Source organism: Porphyromonas asaccharolytica DSM 20707 (assembly GCF_000212375.1).
GTDB classification, from domain to species: domain Bacteria; phylum Bacteroidota; class Bacteroidia; order Bacteroidales; family Porphyromonadaceae; genus Porphyromonas; species Porphyromonas asaccharolytica.
This window is the reverse complement of sequence record NC_015501.1, coordinates 391796-411921: the sequence shown is the minus strand read 5'-3', so window position 1 is coordinate 411921 and position 20126 is coordinate 391796. Positions and strand designations below refer to the sequence as shown.

The following is a 20126-nucleotide window of genomic DNA, read 5'->3' as shown; positions in this document are numbered from 1 at the left end:
TTGTATCAAAGGTTACAGCGTTGTGATTTTAACGAGGACGGACGCACGAGCCGTGCGTCCCTACAAAGGGTTATTCGTCTCGATATCCTACAGTCGACAGGCTCCATTTTCGTATCTTTGTGGCAACCTACTAGACTATGAAAGATCAGTACCCCTCCCAATGGCTCGAGCGCGCCGTAGATCAGCTCTCCCTACTCCCTGGCATAGGGCGCAAGACTGCGATGCGGATGGCGCTGCACTTGCTTCGTCAGCCGCCCTCCTATGCGCAGCATCTCGGGGAGGCGATCATAGACCTTCGCCAGAAGATCTGCTACTGCGAGCGGTGCCACTGCATCAGCGACAGCCCGCTATGCGACATATGCTCCGATCCACAGCGGGATCAGAGCGTCGTCTGCGTCGTCGAGCAGGTGAAGGATGTCCTAACCATCGAGCAGACGCACCGCTACAAAGGACTGTACCACGTCTTGGGCGGAATCATCTCTCCGATAGACGGCATCACACCAAACGATCTAGAGATCGAGTCGCTCTACGAGCGTGTTCAGGAGGAGCCTATCCGTGAGGTGATCCTCGCTATACGCTCGACCCTAGAGGGCGACACGACCAACTACTATATATACAAGCGCCTGGAATCTACGGGCGTGCTGGTTTCGCTCATCGCACGAGGTATCTCGATCGGTGATGAGATCGAGTATGCTGACGAGGTGACGCTCGGGAGCGCTATCGCGAATCGTACCCCCTTTGACCAAGTGAAGTAACACCGCCTATGACACGCAACAATACAGAGCTAGAGATAGAGCAGCTGCGGACGACCATCGAGCAACACAACCGCGCTTACTACCTAGACAATGCTCCGACCATAAGCGATGCCGACTACGATGCGCTGATGCAGCGACTCCTGACGTTGGAGGCAGAGCACCCTGAGTTGGCTGACCCGACCTCACCATCCCTACGTGTGGGGCGGGATCGAAACGATGCTTTCGTTCAGGTGGCGCACGAGCGACCGATGCTTTCACTCTCAAACACCTACAACTACGACGAGATCGCTGAGATCTGCGAGCGTACCGACACGCTTCTAGCTACGGACGATGTGCCGTGGGTGGCGGAGATGAAGTATGACGGCTCCTCCATATCGCTGATCTACGAGGAGGGCGTGCTGGTGCGTGCCGTGACGCGAGGCGACGGGACGCTCGGAGATGACGTGACGGTCAATGTGCGGACGATTCAGTCGGTGCCGCTACGTCTGCGTCCAGTTGCGGGGCATCCCGACTACACGATGGGGCGCATCGAGGTGCGGGGCGAAGTGCTACTGCCCTTTAAGGAGTTCGAAAGGCTCAATGGGGAGCGTACGGCTGAGGGTGAAGCGCCATTTGCCAATCCGCGCAATGCGGCGGCGGGTACGCTTAAGACGCTCAATAGTCGTGTCGTAGCGCAGCGCCGTCTGCTCTGCATCTGCTACTACCTCTATGCGCTGGACGATGAGACTCGTCTGCCGGATAGTTACTATGAGCGCATGAAGCTCCTTGAGGAGATGGGCTTTAACACGGGCGTTGCGCCATTTAAGAGTAGCGACCTGTCGGCACTATACCATTACATAGATGAGTGGGACGTGCAGCGGGGCGATCTGCCCTACGCCACGGACGGTATCGTCCTCAAGGTGGACAGTCTCACACAGCAACGCACGCTCGGCAATACGGCAAAGTCGCCACGCTGGGCTTTTGCCTACAAGTATCAGCCGGAGAATGCGCGTGCAGAGCTTCTCTCGGTGGACTATCAAGTGGGGCGCTCAGGCGTCGTCACACCGGTGGCCAATGTGGAGCCGGTCCTCATCTCGGGGACCGTGGTGCGTCGCGCCACGCTGCACAACGAGGAGTTCATCAAGAGCCTCGACCTGCATTACCATGACTACGTATACATAGAGAAGGGTGGCGAGATCATCCCTAAGATCACCGCTGTGGAGACTAGTCTCAGACGACCCGAGTCGGAGCCTGTACGACTGCCTGAGCTCTGTCCCGCTTGTGGCGCCCCGCTCCAGCAGATCGATGGCTCGGTGGGCTACTACTGCGTCAACAGCTACGCCTGCCCGCCACAGATCATGGGGCGTATCGAGCACTACTGCACACGACGAGCTGCCGATATCAACGTGGGGCCTGAGACGATCGACTCGCTCTTTGACAGACATCTTATCGAAAACATCGACGACCTCTACAAGCTCACGGCTAGCGACTTGGCGCAGCTACCGAACTTTAAGGAGAAGTCGATCAACAACCTCCTCGCCAGTATCGAGCAGTCGAAGAGTCGACCCTTCGCGCGTCTGCTCTACGGCATCGGGATCCGCTATGTCGGCGAGGGGACGGCGAAGACGCTAGCACGACACTTCCAAAGCATCGACCGACTAGCTCAGGCGACCGACTACGAGCTGCAAGCCCTGCCCGATGTGGGACCGAAGATCGCCGAGCAGGTCGTTTACTTCTTCTCTCTGGAGCGTAATCAGCAGTTGATCGCAGAGCTACAGCGCTGTGGCGTAATCCTTGAGGAGCGTAGCGAGGAGACGACCGATGCGCCTCAGTCCAACCTCTTAGAAGGCGAGCGAATCGTTATCTCAGGGAGCTTCACCCAGCACAGCCGTGATGAGTACAAGCAGCTCATCGAGCAGCATGGCGGTGTCAACGTGGGGAGCATCTCAGGCCGTACGACCTTCGTCCTGATGGGCAGCGATATGGGACCCTCGAAGCGTGCCAAAGCGGAGCAGCTCGGCATCCCGCTCGTTACGGAGGAGGAGTTCTTAGCTCGTCTTAACTCTTAGTCGTTCGTCAAGTGCTGTTTGTGTGATATGAGCTGGAGTGCGTACTATCGGAGCTGTCGGGTGCATTACGGACCTTTGTTGCGGCTGGGGCTGCCCGTGATCATCGGACAGGTGGGGCTGATCCTCGTGGGCTTTGCGGACAATGTGATGGTGAGTCACCACAGTCTAGACGAGCTGGCGGCTGCTTCTTTTGTCAATAACTTTCTCAATCTATCGATCATCTTCGGGATGGGCTTCTCCTATGGTCTGACACCACTGGTGGCGACCAATAAGGAGTGGGGACGCTCGGATCAAGTGGCTCACTACCTAGGGCATAGCTTCCTGCTCAACCTCTTGATCGCCCTCCTAATCGGCGGGGGACTGCTGCTCCTCGAGGGGAGTCTAGATCTGTTCAATCTACCCGATGAGCTACACGCCTTAGCCTTACCTTACTATCGTATCCAGATCGTGGGCTTTATGGTGGTCATGCTCTTCAATACGTTCAAGCAGTACACCGAGGGGATGGGAGATACGCAGATCCCAATGTATATCACCCTAGCGGGGAATGTGCTAAACATCGGGCTCAACTACCTCCTCATCTATGGTAACGGGGGCTTCCCCGAATGGGGCTTGTATGGAGCTGGCATTGCAACGCTCATCAGCCGTATAGCGATGCTGCTAGCGATCGTTGCTGTGACCGCTCTGCTACCGCGCTACCGTGAGATCCTAGAGCGGTTGCGACGGCTGTGCTGGTCATGGCGTAAGGGACTGGTGCCCCTATTGCGACTCGGCACGCCCGTAGCGCTGCAGATGGGTATGGAGGCTGCGTCCTTTTCCGTAGCTGTCATCTTGGTAGCTCGGATCGGCACCTCAGCTTTGGCTGCGCATCAGATCATTGCGACGGTTAGTACGCTCGGCTTTATGGTCTACTACGGCATCGGCGCAGCTACAGCGATACGTAGTAGTACACTCCTAGCACAAGGAGAGCGACGAGAGACCCGTCGTGTGGCCAGTGCGGGCGTCTACCTCTGTCTCTTTGTGGCAGCTGTTATGATGCCGCTCTTGGTCCTATTTCGTGAACCCATCGTGCGCCTCTTCAATGCCGATCTCTCGGTCGCTGAGGCTACTTACCTGGCGCTCATCCCGCTCTGCCTCTACCAGATAGGGGATGCGCTACAGATCATCTATGCCAATGCGCTCAGAGGGATCAGTCGTGTGGCGATACTGGCCCCCGCGGCTGCACTGTGCCACTTGATTGTGGCGCCAGCTATGGCATGGCTCTTTGGTTTTAATATCGGGCTGCATGGGGCTCCATTGCAATTGATGGGTATCTGGTTTGCCTTCCCTGTTAGTCTGACGCTCTTGGGGCTCATCCTCAGGTACTCATTCCGAAGGGCCACTAGATAGCAGGCGACTTCGCAAGTAGCAATATATGACGAGAGGGGTAGACTCTGTACGGAGTCTACCCCTCTTTTGTGGTTGACACACATCGCGAGAGTGATAGCTCTCCCGAAGGCATCGATGTGAGTAGCTAGTGCTTACTTCTTCTTGTTGATGTCTAGAGCTGTGCTAGGCTTAAACTTGATAGACTTGCTAGCCTTGATCTGGATCGTTTTGCCTGACTGTGGGTTGATACCCTTGCGAGCAGCACGCTCAGAAACGTAGAATGAGCCAAAGCCTACAAGTGTGAGGCGCTCACCCTTCTTCATCTCCTCGTGGATGGTCTCTACCATAGCCTCATAGACAGCCTTTGTGTCCTTCTGAGTTAGCTGAGCCTTATCGGCAACCGTCTTGATGAAATCTGTTTTGTTCATAGGTAAACTTGTTTATGATTAGTTATAAGATTCTTCTCATGTGATCACTCCTAAGAGTCGTCTAAACAACTTACGGAGCGGTACTTGGCAATCAACCGATACCGTTCACGCTTCAAAGATAGTGGTTTTTTTGTTCTCTGCAACTATTTTGGGAAAAAATCGCTCAATAAGCTCTTGCTGAGAGCTATTTTGTGGCTTAATCGGGGGATATCGTTCGTTTTTGCTTGACTCAGATCGACACGCTCCACACCTCTTTTGAGTAGCCGATAGTACCTTCGTGGGGAGAAACTGGAAATTCTCACGTGGCAAATTAGAAATCCTCACGTGAGAAAAAAACTTTTCCTACCGAGGAAAGGAAAAATTCTTCGGACTTTTCATTTCATTCCTCCGAAGTTTCATTTCGTCTCTACGTGGAGAATATTTTTTTCTCACGTGGAGATTTGGGATTTGCCACGTGGAGATCGATCCGTACTCTAGATGCACGCCGTCAGATACATTAGTTCGTTCGTCTACCAAGTCTAGAACTTTTTGTACATTTGTAGCAGAACCAGCGCAGCTTAAGACCGTTCAGACCTAAGAAGCTACGACAGACTTATCAACATAAAATCAACCAATACAGCTATGGCAGACAATAAGAAACTTTATCGCTCTCGTGAAGCGTGGATAGGAGGCGTATGCGGTGGCATCGCTGACTACTTCGGATGGGATCCGACGATCGTACGACTCATCTATCTATTGATCACATTCACAACAGCGTTTGCGGGCATTCCTATCTATATCCTTTTGTGGATTTTCGTGCCGCTGAAGCCGTTCCGCAATAACTATTAAAGATCTTTGGCATATAGCACTATGAGTTACCCATTACTACATGAGCTACTCGACTTGGTCGAGAGGTACGAAGAGTTCCGTGGGAATGCTGAGCAGTCAATGAGCAACTTTTTGCGCTTTGCCGATCAGTCCCTTGAGCAGCAGACAAGCTCCGAGGAGTCAGAGAAGAGCATGCGTAGTCATGCCTTCCTCAATGCGATGATAGCCCGGGATATAAGCTTCGTCTACCGCTATATGCGTTGCCTCGTACGTAAAGCAATTAAAGGCACTCCTCTACAGACCATCGATGAGTACTCCTATCTCATCACACTTATGGCAAAAGGGGAGATGACCAAGACCGAGCTCAACAACTACAATGTAGTCGAAAAGACCTCTGGTAGTGAGATCATCCGTCGTCTACTCAAGGGAGGGTTGATCTCGCAGACACGCAATCTACAGGATAGGCGCAGCCTACTCCTCAACATCACACCCAAGGGTCGGGAGGTGGTCAAGGAGCTACTACCTCGCATGCAGCAGAGTAGTGATATACTCCTACGAGATCTCTCGTGGGATCAGAAGGTCTTCCTTCACTCGCTCCACGAGCAGCTATACCAGAGCAATCATCCACTCTTTATCGCAGAGCGAGATACGGATCTGCCTGGGCTCCTTGAGAAGCTCTCTATCGACCATCGCGCCCGCTAGCTACTAGGCTCTCCTTCTCTTCTCTAGCTTCTAAACTCTAACCTCTAAAGCCCTCTAACCTGACCATGAACCATATAAGTGATTTGCTCAAGCTCTTTGCTACCACTTATCGGCACAAGACCCTCCTACGCTATATGGATCGGACGCCCGAGGAGCAATGGCATGAGTGGAGTGGGGAGCAGCTAGATGAGCAGATTATGCTGGCGGCGCAAGCACTCGTACGGGCTGGTGTACAGCCTGGCGACCGAGTGGCACTCTACTCACAAAACATGATGGAGGGTATCATCACCGAGCTGGGCTTGATGGCGATACGTGCCGTATGCGTACCGCTCTATGCTACTTGCTCGCCTGAGCAGGTAGCCTACATCACGGAGCATGCAGGGGCCAAGCTGATCCTCGTAGGGGAGCAGTTTCAGTACAACAATGTCTACCCACTCCTAGCGACCCACCCCACGCTACGCCAGTTGGTCATCCTAGATGAGCGGGTGGTGCGTGATCCTGCGGACGACCGGAGTGAGTACTTTGAGACTTTCCTCTCGATGGGTGATGCGATGCCCTACGAGACAGAGGTGCGGGCGCAGCTAGGTGCTGGCACGCCCGACGAGACGGCCGTCATCATCTACACTTCAGGTACCACCGGCACACCCAAGGGGGTGCAGATCACCCATCGCATGATCCTGACACAGGTGGAGCGACACCAGCAACTCTTCCCGACACTAAACGATCACGACGTATCGGTCAACTTCCTCCCGCTGAGCCATGTCTTCGAGAAGCTCTGGGTCTACTTCTGCCTTGCCACAGCTATCAAAGTGGTCGTCGTGACCAATCCTAAGCGCATCATGGAGTTGATGCCACAGATACGTCCCACCGTGATGTGCAATGTGCCCCGATACTGGGAGAAAGTCTATCAAGGCGTACAAGAGCACATCGAGCGGTCGAAGCCTATGATGCAGCGCATCTATCAGAAGGCTCTACGTGTGGGACATAAGTACCATATCGACTACCGCATCCATGGTCGTAAAGCTCCTTTGGGGCTACGCCTATCCAATGCGGTCTACCGCTACACTGTATTCTACATCCTCAAGCGTGTCCTAGGACTGGAGCGAGGACGTTTCTTCCCGACCGCGGGAGCCCCGCTCTCGAATGAGATCAACGAGTTCTTGCAGTCGGCCGGCTTTAACATCGTCGTCGGCTATGGGCTCTCCGAGTCCTCAGCAACAGTCTCCTGCTATCTACCAGGGCGCTATGTCATAGGCTCCGTCGGGGAGGTACTCCCAGGTGTAGAGGTACGCATAGATCCCGAGACGCAAGAGATACAGCTACGTGGCGATACCATCACGCCTGGCTACTACCACAATGATGAGGCAAATGCAGCCGCCTTTACCGATGACGGGTGGTTCCGTACGGGAGATGCGGGACGGCTGGAGGAACGTACCCTCTACTTCACCGAGCGGATCAAAGAGCTATACAAGACGAGCAATGGTAAGTACATAGCTCCGCAGCAGATAGAGTCCCTCCTGAGCAGCAGTCCGCTCATCGAGCAGTGCGCTGTGGTGGCCGATGAGCGCAAGTTTGTCGCAGCGCTGATCTATCCTAACTACGAGCAGCTACGTCGTCGGCTCCGTGAGCGTGGGCAGGAGGCTCTGGCCGACCTCCCCACAGAGGCTCTGGCGCAGCGTAGCGAGGTGTGCGACTTGCTCCTGAGCCATATAGAGCCGCTGCAGGCTCACTTGGCAGGCTTTGAGAAGGTTAAGCGCATCGCACTACTTGCCGAGCCATTCTCCGTCGAGGCGGGTACACTCACTCCGACGCTCAAGCTGAAGCGCAAAGCGATCCTCGAGCAGTACGCCGAGCTGATCGAAAAGCTGTACCTTTGACCTCCCATTTCATACAATAAATCAAAGAGCGCACGCCACACCATCGTGGCGTACGCTCTCTAGATAACCAAATATATTATGATAACACAGGACCAACTAGCAGAGCTGTTGGAGCGCACGAAGGCGCTGGGGAGGTATCTTTGACATCGACCAGCGACGTGTCCAACTAGAAGAAGAGGAGCTCCGGACACAAGCTCCAGACTTTTGGGATGATGTGCCACGAGCCCAGCAGCAGATGCGGCGTGTGGGCGAGATACGCTCATGGATCGAGGCTTTTGAGGCTGTCGATGCCGCTACGCAGGAGGTGGCTCTAGCGTATGACTTTTACAAAGAGGAGGCCATCGAAGAGCAAGATGTGGACGATGCCTATGCACGTGCCATCAAGCTAGTCGAAGACCTCGAGCTACGCAACATGCTGAGCGCTGAGGAGGATCGCCTAGGGGCTGTCCTCAAGATCAATGCGGGTGCTGGTGGTACCGAGAGCCAGGACTGGGCCTCGATGCTGGTGCGTATGTACCAGCGCTGGGCAGAGCGGTCGGGCTACAAGGTGACCATCACCAACTGGCAGGACGGCGACGATGCCGGCATTAAGACGGTCACCATGCAGATCGAGGGCGAGCTGGCCTACGGCTTCCTCAAGAGTGAAAATGGCGTGCACAGACTCGTACGTGTTTCTCCCTATAATGCACAGGGTAAGCGAATGACTTCGTTTGCCTCGGTCTTCGTCGTACCTCTCGTGGACGACTCGATAGAGGTCGAGGTGAACCCCGGCTTGCTCTCGTGGGATACCTTCCGCTCGAGTGGGGCTGGTGGGCAAAATGTCAACAAGGTGGAGACGGGCGTACGCCTCCACTACCAGTATACCGACCCCGACACGGGCGAGACGGAGGAGATCGTAATCGAAAACACTGAGACGCGCTCCCAGATGGACAATCGTGAGAACGCCCTGCGCCTCTTGCGCTCGCAGCTCTACGACAAGGAGCTGGAGCGTCGTCGTGCTGCCCAGAGTGAGGTAGAGGCGAACAAGAAGAAGATCGAGTGGGGCTCTCAGATACGTAGTTACGTCTTTGATGATCGTCGTGTCAAGGATCACCGTACGGGTTATCAGACTTCTGATGTCAACGGGGTCATGGATGGCGATCTAGATGCTTTTATCAAGGCTTACCTGATGCAGACGGGAGCTGGTACGACTAATGAGTAAGTGACCCGCTATGATCGTCTGCATCGCTGAGAAACCATCCGTAGCGCGTGACATAGCTAAGATACTTGGAGCCACTGAGGCTCGCTCGGGCTATATCGAGGGCAATGGCTATGCGGTCACCTGGACCTATGGTCACCTCTGCACGCTCAAGGAGCCGGAGGACTACCAGACCAGCTGGCAGGGGTGGCGACTAGCTTCGCTGCCGATGATCCCAGAGCGCTTCGGCATCAAGCTGATTCACGAGGAGCACATCGAGCGGCAGTTTGCCATTATCCAAGGACTGGTCTCGCAAGCTGAGCGAGTCATCAACTGCGGTGATGCGGGCCAAGAGGGAGAGCTGATACAGCGCTGGGTACTCCAACTAGCGGGCTGCACCTGCCCGGTGGAGCGTCTATGGATCTCCTCGCTGACGGATCAGTCGATACGCGAGGGCTTTGCCAATTTGCGCCCCAGCAAAGAGCTAGACACGCTCTACTACGCCGGCTTAGCACGTGCCATCGGTGACTGGCTCCTAGGGATCAACGGGACACGTCTCTACACCCTCACAGATCGCTATGGCAGTCGGCAGCGAGGCGTGCGCTCGGTAGGTCGTGTGCAGACGCCGACACTAGCGCTGGTCGTCGATAGACAGGCGGAGATCGAGAGCTTCGTACCGGTCACTACCTACGAGATGCAGACCACTTACCGAGGGACGCTCTTTAAGGCAGATACAACGCAAGAGGTCGAGGTAACCTTTGCGGAGCGGCAGCAGGTCGAGGAGCTGATCGAGCGTATCGCAAAGGAGCCGCTTGTCGTGCAGACGGTCGAGCAGAAGAAGTCGACGGAGTATCCGCCACGACTCTTCGACCTTACCTCCCTACAGGTGGAGGCGAATAAAAAGTATGGCTACACGGCTGAGCAGACGCTCCGACTCATACAGTCTCTCTATGAGAAGAAGGTGACCACCTACCCACGTGTCGACACCACCTTCCTACCCGAAGATCAATACCCCAAGGTGGGGGAGACGCTCCAAGGCATCGCGCGACATGCGGCTCTAGGGGGCTTCATCGCACCGCTACTGAGTAGTGGTAAGCCGTTGAAGAAGAGCAAGAAGGTCTTTGACAATAAGAAGATCACGGACCACCATGCGATCATTCCGACAGGACAGCTGAGCAGTGGACTCACGCCCGATGAGGAGCAGATCTACCTCCTCGTAGCACTGCGCTACATAGCAGCCTTTTACCCAGATGCTAAGGTCTCGACGACTACCGTACGTGCTACCGTCGAGGAGTACCCGCTACGCGCCTCGGGCAAGACGATCCTCGTGGAGGGGTGGCGTGAAGTGCTCAAGCCAGACAGTGGTAAGGAAGGGGACGATACGACGGAGGGAGACAAGGAAAAGGAGCAGACACTACCCACCTTTAAGGAGGGCGAGTCGGGTCCTCACGAGCCGACGATCCGTGAGAGCACCTCTACGCCACCACGCTACTATACCGAGGCGACGCTCCTACGTGCTATGGAAACAGCGGGCAAGGGCGTCGAGGACGAGGAACTACGAGATGCGCTTAAGATGAACGGCATCGGTCGTCCCTCCACACGAGCAGCCATCATTGAGACGCTCTTCAAGCGGGGCTACATAGTCCGTGAGGGCAAATCGCTACGCGCCACACCTGCGGGTATACAGTTGATCGAGTCGATACAAGACCCGCTGCTCAAGAGTGCTGAGCTGACAGGTCGCTGGGAGCTCAAGCTGCGACAGATAGAGAGTCGGGAGTACGATCCGGGACAGTTTCTCAACGAACTCAAAGCGCAGGTCTCCACGCTCGTCACTGAGGTACGTGGCTTCTAGCTAAAGTCACTAGGGCTACGAGTGGCACTAGACTCCCGAGAGAAAATCTTCTAACCTCTAATCTCTAACTTCTAAAGTCTAATCTCTAACGAGGTATCTACTTATTCCGTATCTTTGTAGCAATGTCGTGAATATCGTATGAAACAACTCTCCAACTCCCTACTCACGCTGCTCCTCCTCGGCTCCTTAGCATGGACTCCGATGAGACTGTCGGCTCAAGAGACCTCTACGTCACGCTCTGCGAATGACTTTACCACTACTATGGCGGTGATGGGGAGCGTACTGAGCAATGTGCGCAACTTCTTTGTTGACACAGTCGACCTGACCACGCTCTACGACGGAGCGCTCACCTATATGCTGCAGCAGTTGGATCCCTACACGGTTTACTTCAACGAGGAGGAGACCAAAGCTTTTGAGGAGAGTACGACGGGACTATACGGCGGTATCGGTGCGATCCTACGACAGCATCAAGACTCAGTCGTCATCATTGGTTCGCTCATGCAGGGCAAAGCGGCCGACAAGGCGGGGCTACGCCCAGCAGACATCATATGGCGGATCAATGGCAAGGACTTCTCCCACACGAAGGTGGTCGATGTGCGCAATGAGCTACGTGGTGAGCCGGGTACGCCTATCACGCTTGTGGTGCGCCGTCCGGGCTATGCGCAGGACTCGCTGACGGTCACCTTCGATCGTGAGCGCATCGACCTGAACCCCATATCTTATGCGGAGCTCCTCGCTGATCGTGTGGGCTTTATCTCCGTAAATACCTTCTCCACGACTACTAGTCAAGAGTTTCTCAAAGCTTATGACCGCTTACAGAAGGAGGCTGGTGGCAAGCTGAACGGGCTAGTCATTGACCTCCGCGACAATGGTGGCGGACTGATGGAGCAAGCGATACAGCTGGTCAATCTATTTATTCCCAAGGGGCAACCGGTGGTCTCGCTCAAGGGACGCTATCCACAGCAGAGTAACAGCTACAAGACGACTAAAGATCCTCTCGACACAGAGCTCCCACTCGTCGTGCTGATCAACGAGGGCTCTGCCTCCGCCTCGGAGATCGTGGCGGGTGCTTTGCAGGACTATGATCGTGCAGTGATCGTGGGACGCAAGAGCTTTGGCAAGGGGTTGGTACAGGGGACGCTTGAGCTACCCGATGGCGGACTGCTCAAGCTGACGACTGCGCGCTACTACATACCTAGTGGACGATCGATACAGAAGCTCTCTTACAATCACCGTGGAGGCGCCAAGCAGGTCAATGAGACTGACTCGCTCGGTACACCCTACACGACTACGGGCGGACGTACCGTCTATGCCGCCGGAGGCATCATGCCTGACATTGTTTGCCCGTCAGACTCGATCCCTTCGTTGCTAGGCACCTTGCTCTTTGACGCGATCACCTATGACTTTGTTACCGACTACCTACTAACGCACAAAGCTCCCGAGCGGAGTACACTCAGGAGCTTCGATCTAGGAGATGAGGCTTATGCAGCCTATCAGAAGAAGGTGATAGATAGTGGATTTACCTTCAAGTCTATGGCTGACGAACTGGTCAAAAAGGTAGAAGAGGCGCTCAAAGGGGAGCAGCGCTACGATGAGGTATCGGGCGAGTTTGCCGCTTTTCAGAAATGTCTAAAGGCTGATACGCCTCGGCTGATGAAGACCTACGAGAGCTTCATTCGTGATTATCTCAATATGGAGATCCTCTCACGTTACTACTACGACGAGGGTCGACTTGAATACTATATGACGCGAGACAAAGTGGCACAGCGCGCCGTGTCGCTCCTCGGGGATTTGACTACTTATCACCAGTTACTCAAGGGTAAGTAGCATCCCCGCTGCACACTTTAGAAGCTTCTTGTGACGCACGCATCTTATTATACTACATACTCTCTACATCACATCAAGTAAAAAGCTTATTGTACAATGAATTGGTTTGAAAACTTATTTGTCGGCACGGGGATAGCGCACTCTGTCTTCCTGATAGCCCTAGTCATCGCCGTGGGGATGCTCCTAGGACGCATCAAGATCGGCAAGATCTCCCTAGGGGTTACGCTGGTGCTCTTCGTGGGGATCTTCTTTGGCGCTCTAGGGATGCAGATTGACCCAGGAGTCCTACACTTTATCAAGGAGTTTGGACTGATCCTCTTTATCTATGCCGTCGGTCTACAGGTAGGTCCAGGCTTCTTCCCTTCACTCAAGAAGGGTGGACTGAAGCTCAACCTACTAGCCGTCCTAGTCGTCATGCTCGGTGTGGGCGTAACCATCGTCATCAAGTACCTCTCGGATCTGCCCATGTCAACCATGGTGGGTATCCTCTCGGGAGCTGTGACGAATACGCCTGGTCTAGGTGCTGCTGAGCAGACTTACACAGACATCATGGGTACGTCCGACCCCTCCATAGCGATGGGTTATGCGGTTGCTTACCCACTGGGCGTGATCGGCATCATCCTCTCGATGATGGTCGTACGCGCCGTCTTACGGGTTAATATACGCAAGGAGGAGCAGGACTTCATCTCTCAAGATGATGCCTTGGAGCATACGGCTCGTTCAGCGTCCTTTGTCGTGGTAAACCCCGCTATCTTTGGCAAGTCCATCATGGAGCTACTATCGAGCTACTTCGAGCATGGCGATATTGTCGTCTCACGGCACTACAATCATGAGACACAAGAGATCACGGTAGCTACCGGTAGCACCATCCTACACGAGCATGACCGTGTCTTCGTCATCGGTCAGCCTCATGAGCTGGATCATACGGAGGCGATCTTCGGACAACGCATCGACATAGACCGTAAGAAGTGGATCCCCACCGGGTCAAACCTCATCAGCAACAAGTACACGATCACCAAGAAAACGCTCAATGGTAAGCGTCTCGGTGAGCTACAGCTACGTCAGATCTATGGTGTCAACGTAACCCGCGTGACCCGTGCTGGGGTGGATCTCGTAGCACATCCTAGTATGCGCCTACAGATGGGCGACCAGATACGTGTCGTAGGCTCAGACGCTTCTGTCAACAAGGTGCGTGAGCTGGTCGGTGACTCGCAGAAGCATCTCAACGAGCCGAACCTGATCGGTATCTTCATCGGTATCGCACTCGGTGTGCTCCTCGGCTCTATTCCCTTTATCTTCCCCGGCATTCCTCAGCCTGTCAAGCTAGGTCTAGCAGGCGGTCCACTCATCGTAGCGATCCTACTGAGCAACTTCGGACCTAAGTTTGGTATCGTGACTTATACGACACAAAGCGCCAACCTCATGATCCGCGAGATCGGTATTGCGCTGTTCCTCACTTGTGTCGGCATAGGTGCTGGCGATGGCTTCGTTGATACTATTGTAAATGGAGGCTATCACTGGGTCGGCTACGGCTTTATCATCACCATCATACCGATGCTGATCGTCGGAATCCTCGGCAAGAAGGTCTTTAAGGTCAACTATCTCACCCTCTCAGGAGTGATGGCCGGTAGTATGACCGATCCCCCTGCACTCGCTTACGCCAACGGACTCACCGAGGAGGATGCGCCCGCCGTGGGCTATGCAACGGTCTACCCACTGACGATGTTCCTCCGTGTCTTGACGGCGCAGATGCTCATCATATTTTTCGTAAGCTAAGAACCAAATAACCAATTAAATTATGGCAAGTCGTAAAAACCTAAAGCATGCAATACACTCAGAGGTCGAGGAGATGCTCTTTGATCTATCTATCCTTTACTCTGTAGCTCCCGAAGAGCGTGAGTACGCTATCGAGCAGATCATTATGAAGGTGATCGATGCCGAGAGAGACTTCATCGCACGCATCTCACACACCGATGGCAAGGGCGAGCGCAAGCTCGTACGCAACTACTACAACAAGCTCCGTGAGGAGTACATGCACTTTGTCAACGAGGTCGAGGGTGAGGTTAGCAAGCTCTGCGATGAACTTCTAGTCCCCGAGGCTTAGTCTACCGCATGAAGCTAGCACGTCTCATACTGCGTTGGTGTGGTTGGCAGCTCCTTGAGCCAGCCACTTATCCACGCCAGAGCGTCATCTGTGTAGCTCCCCATACAAGCAATATGGACTTCATATGGGGCAAGCTATACTACAAAGCGGTGGGACAGAGAGCGCACTTCTTGATGAAAAAAGAGCTCTTTGTCCCACCACTCGGGTGGATCTTTAAGGCAATGGGAGGCATCCCGATAGATCGTAGTCGCAAGGGCAATACGGTCGAGCAGGTCGTAGATCGCTTTCGAGCTAAGGACGACTTTGCGGTGGCGATCACGCCTGAGGGCTCGCGTAAAGCTCGGGATAGGTGGAAGACCGGCTTCTACCACATCGCCGAGGAGGCGGGTGTACCCATACAGCTGGCGGTCATAGACTACAAGCAGAAGCGGGTCGGTATCTTCGAGCAGTTTGTCCCGACGGGAGACCTCGACAAGGATATACGCTACATAAGGAGTAAGTACCACGCTGACCAGGCGAAGAAGCCACACCTCTTTGCCGAGTCATAAGGAGTCCCCAATATGGAGCACGAAGCATTACAAGTCCTCCTCGCACAGCGTCCCATCGTCTGGACAGATCCCGAGGCAAACCTTCGCCTCATGGCGGAGGACATACGCACGGCTGCTGAGAAGGGGGCGCACTTAGTCGTCTTCCCCGAGGTAATGCTCACGGGCTTCAACCTCAAGGTGACTCAGTCGGCTCGTCCCTGGCAGGGAACTGAACTGGAGCGTCTGCGTACCTTGGCACAGGAGCATCAGATAGCGATCGCCTCCTCAGCCTTCGTCTGGGACGACGAGACGCAGCCTACACGCTACTACAACCGCGCCTACATCATGCTCCCCGATGGAGCGCTCTATGCGCAGGACAAGCGGCACCTCTTCTCCATAGCTGGCGAAGACCGCCGACTCACGCCAGGCGACGGCTACGACATCATTACCTATCGTGGCTGGCGCATACGACTGATCACCTGCTACGACCTACGTTTCCCCGTCTGGTGTCGCAACCGCACCCATACAGACGGCTCGCTCGACTACGACCTGCTGCTCGTCGTCGCCAACTGGCCTCGTCCTCGCATCACCGCTTGGCGCGCACTCCTACAAGCTCGAGCCATCGAGAATGTCGCCTACGTCATCGGCGTCAACCGCATCGGCTCCGACCCCTTTGGCACCGACTACTCAGGCGAAAGCTTAGCCTACGACTACCTCGGACGACCGATCTGCGAGGTGGAGCCATACGCAGACCAACTCTTGCGCACCACGCTAGAGCGGGAGCCTCTGGAAGCTTTTCGGCAGAAGTTCCCCGTATGGAGAGACAGCGACCTCTTTACCATCCACTCCTAAGCTCCCTGTTCTTACTTATGAGCTCTCTTATAGTCTCCTCACGCAAACAGATCCTACGTCTCCTCCCGCTCCTACTCCTGCTCCCCCTCTTGGTCAGTTGTCACAAGGCAGGTCAGCAAGAGACCGCAGATCAAGCGCCACGCGTCGTCTCGCTTGTCCCCTCCGTAACCGATCAGCTCTACGACCTCGCGTGTGATTCGCTCCTCGTCGGCTGCACCTCTTACTGCACCGAAGCGATTGCCGACAGCGTCCCTGTCGTAGGCTCTGCCATACAGACCAACCTAGAGCTACTCATCGCGCAGCATCCGACGATCGTCTTTGCGTCGGACTTCACCGCTCCGCAGACCATCTCTTCACTGGAGAACGCCGGCATCGAGGTCGTTCAGTTCACTAACCCCGCCAGTTACGACGCCATACAGGAGCAGTATCGCCAGATTGCCAAGCTAGTCGGAGTGAGCGCTCGTGCCGAGTCTCAGCTCACAGAGATTAACCAGCGCGTCGACTGGCTCAAGCAGCTCAATGCGACACGCCCCTGGCATCCACGCGCCTTCATGCAGATAGCTTTTGACCCGCTCTTTGGTGCCTCCACCTCGACCTATATGAATGACCTAATCACCTTCAGCGGTTGTACGAACATCGTCACCGTGGCGGGCAATGGTCAGCTCAGTCTGGAGTATGTTGTAGAGCAAGACCCCGAGGTGCTCTTCCTGATCACCAATCATGGCAGCGAGAGCGGATCAGAAGAGTCGTGGCACAAGCTGCGCTCCGTCGCTGCTGTACAGCAAGGCAATTATTGCCCGCTTCCAGGAGAAGTCGTCAGCCAGCCCACGCCACAGCACTTTGTCGAGACACTGCAGCTGATGACCGACTACCTTAGTGAGTAAAAGCTGCTTCCCCATGCCTCACAGACCGACTCTCGCGAAGTCCTACTGGACGCTCCCATTGATGGTGCTGCTGCTCCTCGTCGTCGCCATCTTATCGCTACATGTCGGGGTGCATCCCATCTCTCTCTGGCAACTCTCGGAGATACTCTCTGACCCCACCTCGGTCGAGTATACCATCTTAATGCAGCTACGTCTGCCACGCATCATCAACGCCATCTCCATCGGTGGCGGGCTAAGCCTCTGCGGAGCTATCCTGCAGGGGCTTTTTCGCAATCCGCTCGTCGAGCCGTACACCCTCGGCATCTCAGGCGGTGCTTCGCTCGGTGTCACGCTCGCCATAGTCTTAGGCTTGTCCTCCGCCTTCCTGACGCTCCCCGCCTTCGGCTTCATCGGAGCCTTGGTTACCATCTTACTCGTCTATGCCAATAGCTACCAGCGCCACGGACTAAGCGTACAGCGCATGCTCCTCGTCGGTGTGATGGTCAGTTTCATGGCATCGTCAGGCGTCATGCTCCTCCTCTCTGTGGCGCGTGCCGAGCAACTCTCTCGCATCATCTTCTGGACGATGGGATCGCTACAAGAGAGCAAGCCGTTCATCGTCTGGGGCATGCTCCTCTTCACCCTGCTCCTCCTAGGAACGAGCTACCTCTTCGTGCAGTCGCTCAATGCGCTCCGTCTAGGCGAACTCAAAGCGCAGCAACTAGGCATCGACACCCGACGGGTCGTGCTGTGGCTCTTCGTACTCAGTTCGCTGCTAACCAGTGCCTGCGTCTCCGTGGCTGGCGTCATCGGCTTCGTCGGGCTAGTCATCCCACAGGCGACACGCATCCTCCTCGGCAATGACTACCGCGTCCTCCTCGTCGGCAGCTTTGTCAATGGTGGCATCTTCCTCATCCTCTGCGACATGTTGGCACGCACCATTCTTTCGCCTATCGAGCTGCCGATAGGCGTCATCACCGGCTTGATCGGCGGCGTCGCCTTCCTCCACCTCATTCACCGCACCAGACGCTCGCACCAGATATGACCAGTCAGACGATCTTACGTGCCGAGCAGCTCATCTGTGGCTATGGGCGCAAAGCGGTCATCGGGCCCCTCGACCTCACCATAGCTCGTGGCTCCCTGACCGCCATCATCGGGCCTAATGGGGCTGGCAAAAGCACCTGCTTCAAGACCCTCACAGGTGCCCTCCCCCCGCTCTCTGGAAAGGTAAGCCTGCTCGACAAGCCCCTTGCCCACTACTCCCTCCGTGAGCGTGCTCGCCTCGTCTCGATGGTCAATCAGCAGATCACCCCTCAGCCGCTAAGGGTCTACGACTACGTCCTTATGGGGCGACTGCCCTACTTCAAGCGCTTCCAGATCGGTTACAGCGAGGAGGACCACGCACGTTGCTCCCAATACATCGAGCGCACAGGCATCGCACGACTAGCCGACAAGCGTCTCGATGAACTTAGCGGTGGCGAACAGCAGATGGTCGCCATAGCACAAGCACTCACGCAGGAGCCGCAGCTCCTGCTCCTCGACGAGCCCATCTCGCACCTAGACATCGGCTACACGAGCGAGATCATGCAGCTCCTCGAGACGCTCCACACCGAGGGACTGACGATCCTAATGATCCTCCACGACATCAACGTAGCCTCCGAATACTGCGAGGAGCTCATCCTCTTCGGTCCCGAAGGTCTGCTGGCGCACGGCACACCCCAGATGGTTATCACCGCAGCGCACCTCCAGGCGGCCTACCACACCAGCGTCTTCGTGCAGCCTGCCCCTGACTCCGGCCGTCCCTACATCTACCCCCAGCGTCGCTAGCCAGACGCTCTCGCATCGTCCGTCTATAGCGACACCGCTAGCAAGCTCTCACCGATACGCTGTATCTCCTCTTGTATCTGCTCCATACGCTCTCTCGATGGCGTCTTGCGCCCACTGATATACTGCGCAAAGAGACTCTGCGAGATGCCTAGCCTGCGGGCTACGGCAGATGCGTTTAGCTCGGGGTTTGCCTGGAAGAATCGGTATAAGCTGGTGAACTCCCTCGTATCGAAGAAACCCTCAAAGCTTAAGTCCTCGTTAATGCTATCCCAGTGAATGCCCTCTGCGCTAACCTCGTATGCCTCCCGCTCTTCGGGCGTAGCATACCTTAGTCGGGGGTAGTCGGCAAAGTTTGCAGACCTCAGATTACCCTCCTTGTCCTCGACCCATATAGCGGTCGGAGTCGTCCATACTCGTTTAATTTCTCTCATATCGTCTGTCGCTATTGAAGTAAATGAGCCACTGCTCGATGATATGCGCCCTATTCTCCACAACAATCTGCTCCAATAGTCTCAACTCGTGAGCCTTGACACCACTACTAGACACTAGGACCACCGTGGGGAAGAGGTCAAACTTTGCTCTACTGTTACCCTTGATGGCGTGAACGTGTATCGGCTCGTGGTCGTTTGAGTAAAACATAAAGCGGTACCCATATAGCGTGAAGATTGTCGGCATTTCTTTGTCGTTTGCTACTGCAAAGATAGGTAATAGTTTTATTACCTGCAAGCGGTCAGAGCTGTGGCGGTGCGGCTGGCTATCATTTCATCCATCTTACATCGGCTAGGGGTGTGGGGTCGACCAGTCTCGTCTAGGCATAACCTCCAATACGCCTGAAATATTGGTGCCAATAGGGTGGAACTAGAGTGCTAACCCCTGTTGGTACTGCAGTTTCTTACCTAGGGAACTCTAGTTTCTCACCTATGAAACTACAGTTTCTTCCGTATGGCACTACAGTTCCTTTCGTAGGAAACTGTTGGCGGGTACGCTACGACAGAGTTAATCCCTTAGATTTCGGTATCTTTGTACGGCAACTTAGCAGAGGTAGATGTCACAATGATGGCTTGACACCTCACTATCAAGAGCAGAACAACACAATTTATCTATACAAATACCAC

The 20126-nt window shown here is 55.0% G+C and carries 19 protein-coding genes; 16 read left to right on the top strand and 3 right to left on the bottom strand.

Features of this window, described 5'->3' with window-relative positions:
* Positions 1-137: 137 nt before the first annotated feature.
* From recR to PORAS_RS01630, 3 genes are read left to right on the top strand one after another with little or no spacing between them, the layout of a single operon-like run.
* Positions 138-755 (top strand): recombination mediator RecR, encoded by a 618-nt coding sequence (gene recR, locus PORAS_RS01640; protein WP_004331107.1) that lies wholly within the window; start codon positions 138-140, stop codon positions 753-755.
* 8 nt (positions 756-763) lie between these two features.
* Complete coding sequence (gene ligA, locus PORAS_RS01635; RefSeq protein ID WP_013759940.1) at positions 764-2803, top strand: NAD-dependent DNA ligase LigA; 2040 nt, start codon at positions 764-766, stop codon at positions 2801-2803.
* 27 nt (positions 2804-2830) lie between these two features.
* Positions 2831-4189, top strand: coding sequence for an MATE family efflux transporter (locus tag PORAS_RS01630; RefSeq protein WP_013759939.1), 1359 nt, complete (start codon positions 2831-2833; stop codon positions 4187-4189).
* Between the two features lie 131 nt (positions 4190-4320).
* On the opposite strand, the gene PORAS_RS01625 is transcribed toward PORAS_RS01630, so the two are convergent.
* Entirely contained in the window at positions 4321-4596 is a 276-nt protein-coding gene (locus PORAS_RS01625) for an HU family DNA-binding protein (RefSeq protein ID WP_004331112.1), read from the bottom strand.
* A gap of 621 nt (positions 4597-5217) precedes the next feature.
* On the opposite strand from PORAS_RS01625, the gene PORAS_RS01620 reads away from it, so the two are divergent.
* From PORAS_RS01620 to PORAS_RS01560, 13 genes are all read left to right on the top strand, one after another.
* On the top strand, positions 5218-5424 hold the full coding sequence (locus PORAS_RS01620; protein ID WP_004331103.1) for a PspC domain-containing protein: 207 nt from the start codon (positions 5218-5220) through the stop codon (positions 5422-5424).
* Between the two features lie 21 nt (positions 5425-5445).
* Positions 5446-6105, top strand: a complete 660-nt coding sequence (locus tag PORAS_RS01615; protein WP_004331113.1) for a MarR family winged helix-turn-helix transcriptional regulator — start codon at positions 5446-5448, stop codon at positions 6103-6105.
* 65 nt (positions 6106-6170) lie between these two features.
* Positions 6171-7982 (top strand): AMP-dependent synthetase/ligase, encoded by a 1812-nt coding sequence (locus tag PORAS_RS01610; protein WP_013759938.1) that lies wholly within the window; start codon positions 6171-6173, stop codon positions 7980-7982.
* Positions 7983-8060: 78 nt separating this feature from the next.
* A protein-coding gene (prfB, locus tag PORAS_RS01605; protein ID WP_013759937.1) for a peptide chain release factor 2 occupies positions 8061-9183 on the top strand; the annotation gives its coding sequence in 2 pieces (ribosomal slippage) (positions 8061-8123 and positions 8125-9183; 1122 coding nt in all).
* 10 nt (positions 9184-9193) lie between these two features.
* Positions 9194-11011, top strand: a complete 1818-nt coding sequence (locus PORAS_RS01600; protein WP_004331116.1) for a DNA topoisomerase 3 — start codon at positions 9194-9196, stop codon at positions 11009-11011.
* A gap of 138 nt (positions 11012-11149) precedes the next feature.
* Positions 11150-12838 carry a S41 family peptidase gene (locus PORAS_RS01595; protein ID WP_013759936.1) on the top strand — a complete coding sequence of 563 codons (1689 nt, stop codon included), beginning with the start codon at positions 11150-11152 and terminating at the stop codon, positions 12836-12838.
* A gap of 96 nt (positions 12839-12934) precedes the next feature.
* Positions 12935-14614, top strand: coding sequence for a putative transporter (locus tag PORAS_RS01590; protein WP_013759935.1), 1680 nt, complete (start codon positions 12935-12937; stop codon positions 14612-14614).
* Positions 14615-14636: 22 nt separating this feature from the next.
* Entirely contained in the window at positions 14637-14942 is a 306-nt protein-coding gene (locus tag PORAS_RS01585) for a hypothetical protein (protein ID WP_013759934.1), read from the top strand.
* A gap of 8 nt (positions 14943-14950) precedes the next feature.
* Positions 14951-15490, top strand: coding sequence for a lysophospholipid acyltransferase family protein (locus tag PORAS_RS01580; protein ID WP_013759933.1), 540 nt, complete (start codon positions 14951-14953; stop codon positions 15488-15490).
* Positions 15491-15502: 12 nt separating this feature from the next.
* Complete coding sequence (locus tag PORAS_RS01575) at positions 15503-16321, top strand: nitrilase-related carbon-nitrogen hydrolase (RefSeq protein WP_013759932.1); 819 nt, start codon at positions 15503-15505, stop codon at positions 16319-16321.
* Positions 16322-16338: 17 nt separating this feature from the next.
* Positions 16339-17205 carry an ABC transporter substrate-binding protein gene (locus PORAS_RS01570; protein ID WP_004331117.1) on the top strand — a complete coding sequence of 289 codons (867 nt, stop codon included), beginning with the start codon at positions 16339-16341 and terminating at the stop codon, positions 17203-17205.
* A 13-nt stretch (positions 17206-17218) separates the two neighbouring features.
* Positions 17219-18229 (top strand): FecCD family ABC transporter permease, encoded by a 1011-nt coding sequence (locus tag PORAS_RS01565; RefSeq protein WP_044211162.1) that lies wholly within the window; start codon positions 17219-17221, stop codon positions 18227-18229.
* On the top strand, positions 18226-19011 hold the full coding sequence (locus tag PORAS_RS01560; protein WP_013759930.1) for an ABC transporter ATP-binding protein: 786 nt from the start codon (positions 18226-18228) through the stop codon (positions 19009-19011). Before PORAS_RS01565 ends, PORAS_RS01560 begins: the two co-directional genes overlap by 4 nt.
* Before the next feature lie 23 nt (positions 19012-19034).
* Here the strand turns inward: PORAS_RS01560 and PORAS_RS01555 are convergent, their stop codons facing one another.
* A complete protein-coding gene (locus tag PORAS_RS01555; RefSeq protein WP_013759929.1) occupies positions 19035-19442 on the bottom strand; it encodes a DUF2442 domain-containing protein in 408 nt (135 codons plus the stop codon).
* Positions 19429-19686: a DUF4160 domain-containing protein gene (locus tag PORAS_RS01550; protein WP_013759928.1), complete on the bottom strand. Its 258-nt coding sequence runs from the start codon at positions 19684-19686 to the stop codon at positions 19429-19431. Before PORAS_RS01550 ends, PORAS_RS01555 begins: the two co-directional genes overlap by 14 nt.
* Positions 19687-20126 lie beyond the last annotated feature (440 nt).

Coding starts and splice junctions, on each gene's coding strand:
- recR (WP_004331107.1), top strand. CDS start 138: ATGAAAGATCAGTACCCCTCCCAATGGCTCGAGCGCGCCGTAGATCAG.
- ligA (WP_013759940.1), top strand. CDS start 764: ATGACACGCAACAATACAGAGCTAGAGATAGAGCAGCTGCGGACGACC.
- PORAS_RS01630 (WP_013759939.1), top strand. CDS start 2,831: ATGAGCTGGAGTGCGTACTATCGGAGCTGTCGGGTGCATTACGGACCT.
- PORAS_RS01625 (WP_004331112.1), bottom strand. CDS start 4,596: ATGAACAAAACAGATTTCATCAAGACGGTTGCCGATAAGGCTCAGCTA.
- PORAS_RS01620 (WP_004331103.1), top strand. CDS start 5,218: ATGGCAGACAATAAGAAACTTTATCGCTCTCGTGAAGCGTGGATAGGA.
- PORAS_RS01615 (WP_004331113.1), top strand. CDS start 5,446: ATGAGTTACCCATTACTACATGAGCTACTCGACTTGGTCGAGAGGTAC.
- PORAS_RS01610 (WP_013759938.1), top strand. CDS start 6,171: ATGAACCATATAAGTGATTTGCTCAAGCTCTTTGCTACCACTTATCGG.
- PORAS_RS01600 (WP_004331116.1), top strand. CDS start 9,194: ATGATCGTCTGCATCGCTGAGAAACCATCCGTAGCGCGTGACATAGCT.
- PORAS_RS01595 (WP_013759936.1), top strand. CDS start 11,150: ATGAAACAACTCTCCAACTCCCTACTCACGCTGCTCCTCCTCGGCTCC.
- PORAS_RS01590 (WP_013759935.1), top strand. CDS start 12,935: ATGAATTGGTTTGAAAACTTATTTGTCGGCACGGGGATAGCGCACTCT.
- PORAS_RS01585 (WP_013759934.1), top strand. CDS start 14,637: ATGGCAAGTCGTAAAAACCTAAAGCATGCAATACACTCAGAGGTCGAG.
- PORAS_RS01580 (WP_013759933.1), top strand. CDS start 14,951: ATGAAGCTAGCACGTCTCATACTGCGTTGGTGTGGTTGGCAGCTCCTT.
- PORAS_RS01575 (WP_013759932.1), top strand. CDS start 15,503: ATGGAGCACGAAGCATTACAAGTCCTCCTCGCACAGCGTCCCATCGTC.
- PORAS_RS01570 (WP_004331117.1), top strand. CDS start 16,339: ATGAGCTCTCTTATAGTCTCCTCACGCAAACAGATCCTACGTCTCCTC.
- PORAS_RS01565 (WP_044211162.1), top strand. CDS start 17,219: ATGCCTCACAGACCGACTCTCGCGAAGTCCTACTGGACGCTCCCATTG.
- PORAS_RS01560 (WP_013759930.1), top strand. CDS start 18,226: ATGACCAGTCAGACGATCTTACGTGCCGAGCAGCTCATCTGTGGCTAT.
- PORAS_RS01555 (WP_013759929.1), bottom strand. CDS start 19,442: ATGAGAGAAATTAAACGAGTATGGACGACTCCGACCGCTATATGGGTC.
- PORAS_RS01550 (WP_013759928.1), bottom strand. CDS start 19,686: ATGCCGACAATCTTCACGCTATATGGGTACCGCTTTATGTTTTACTCA.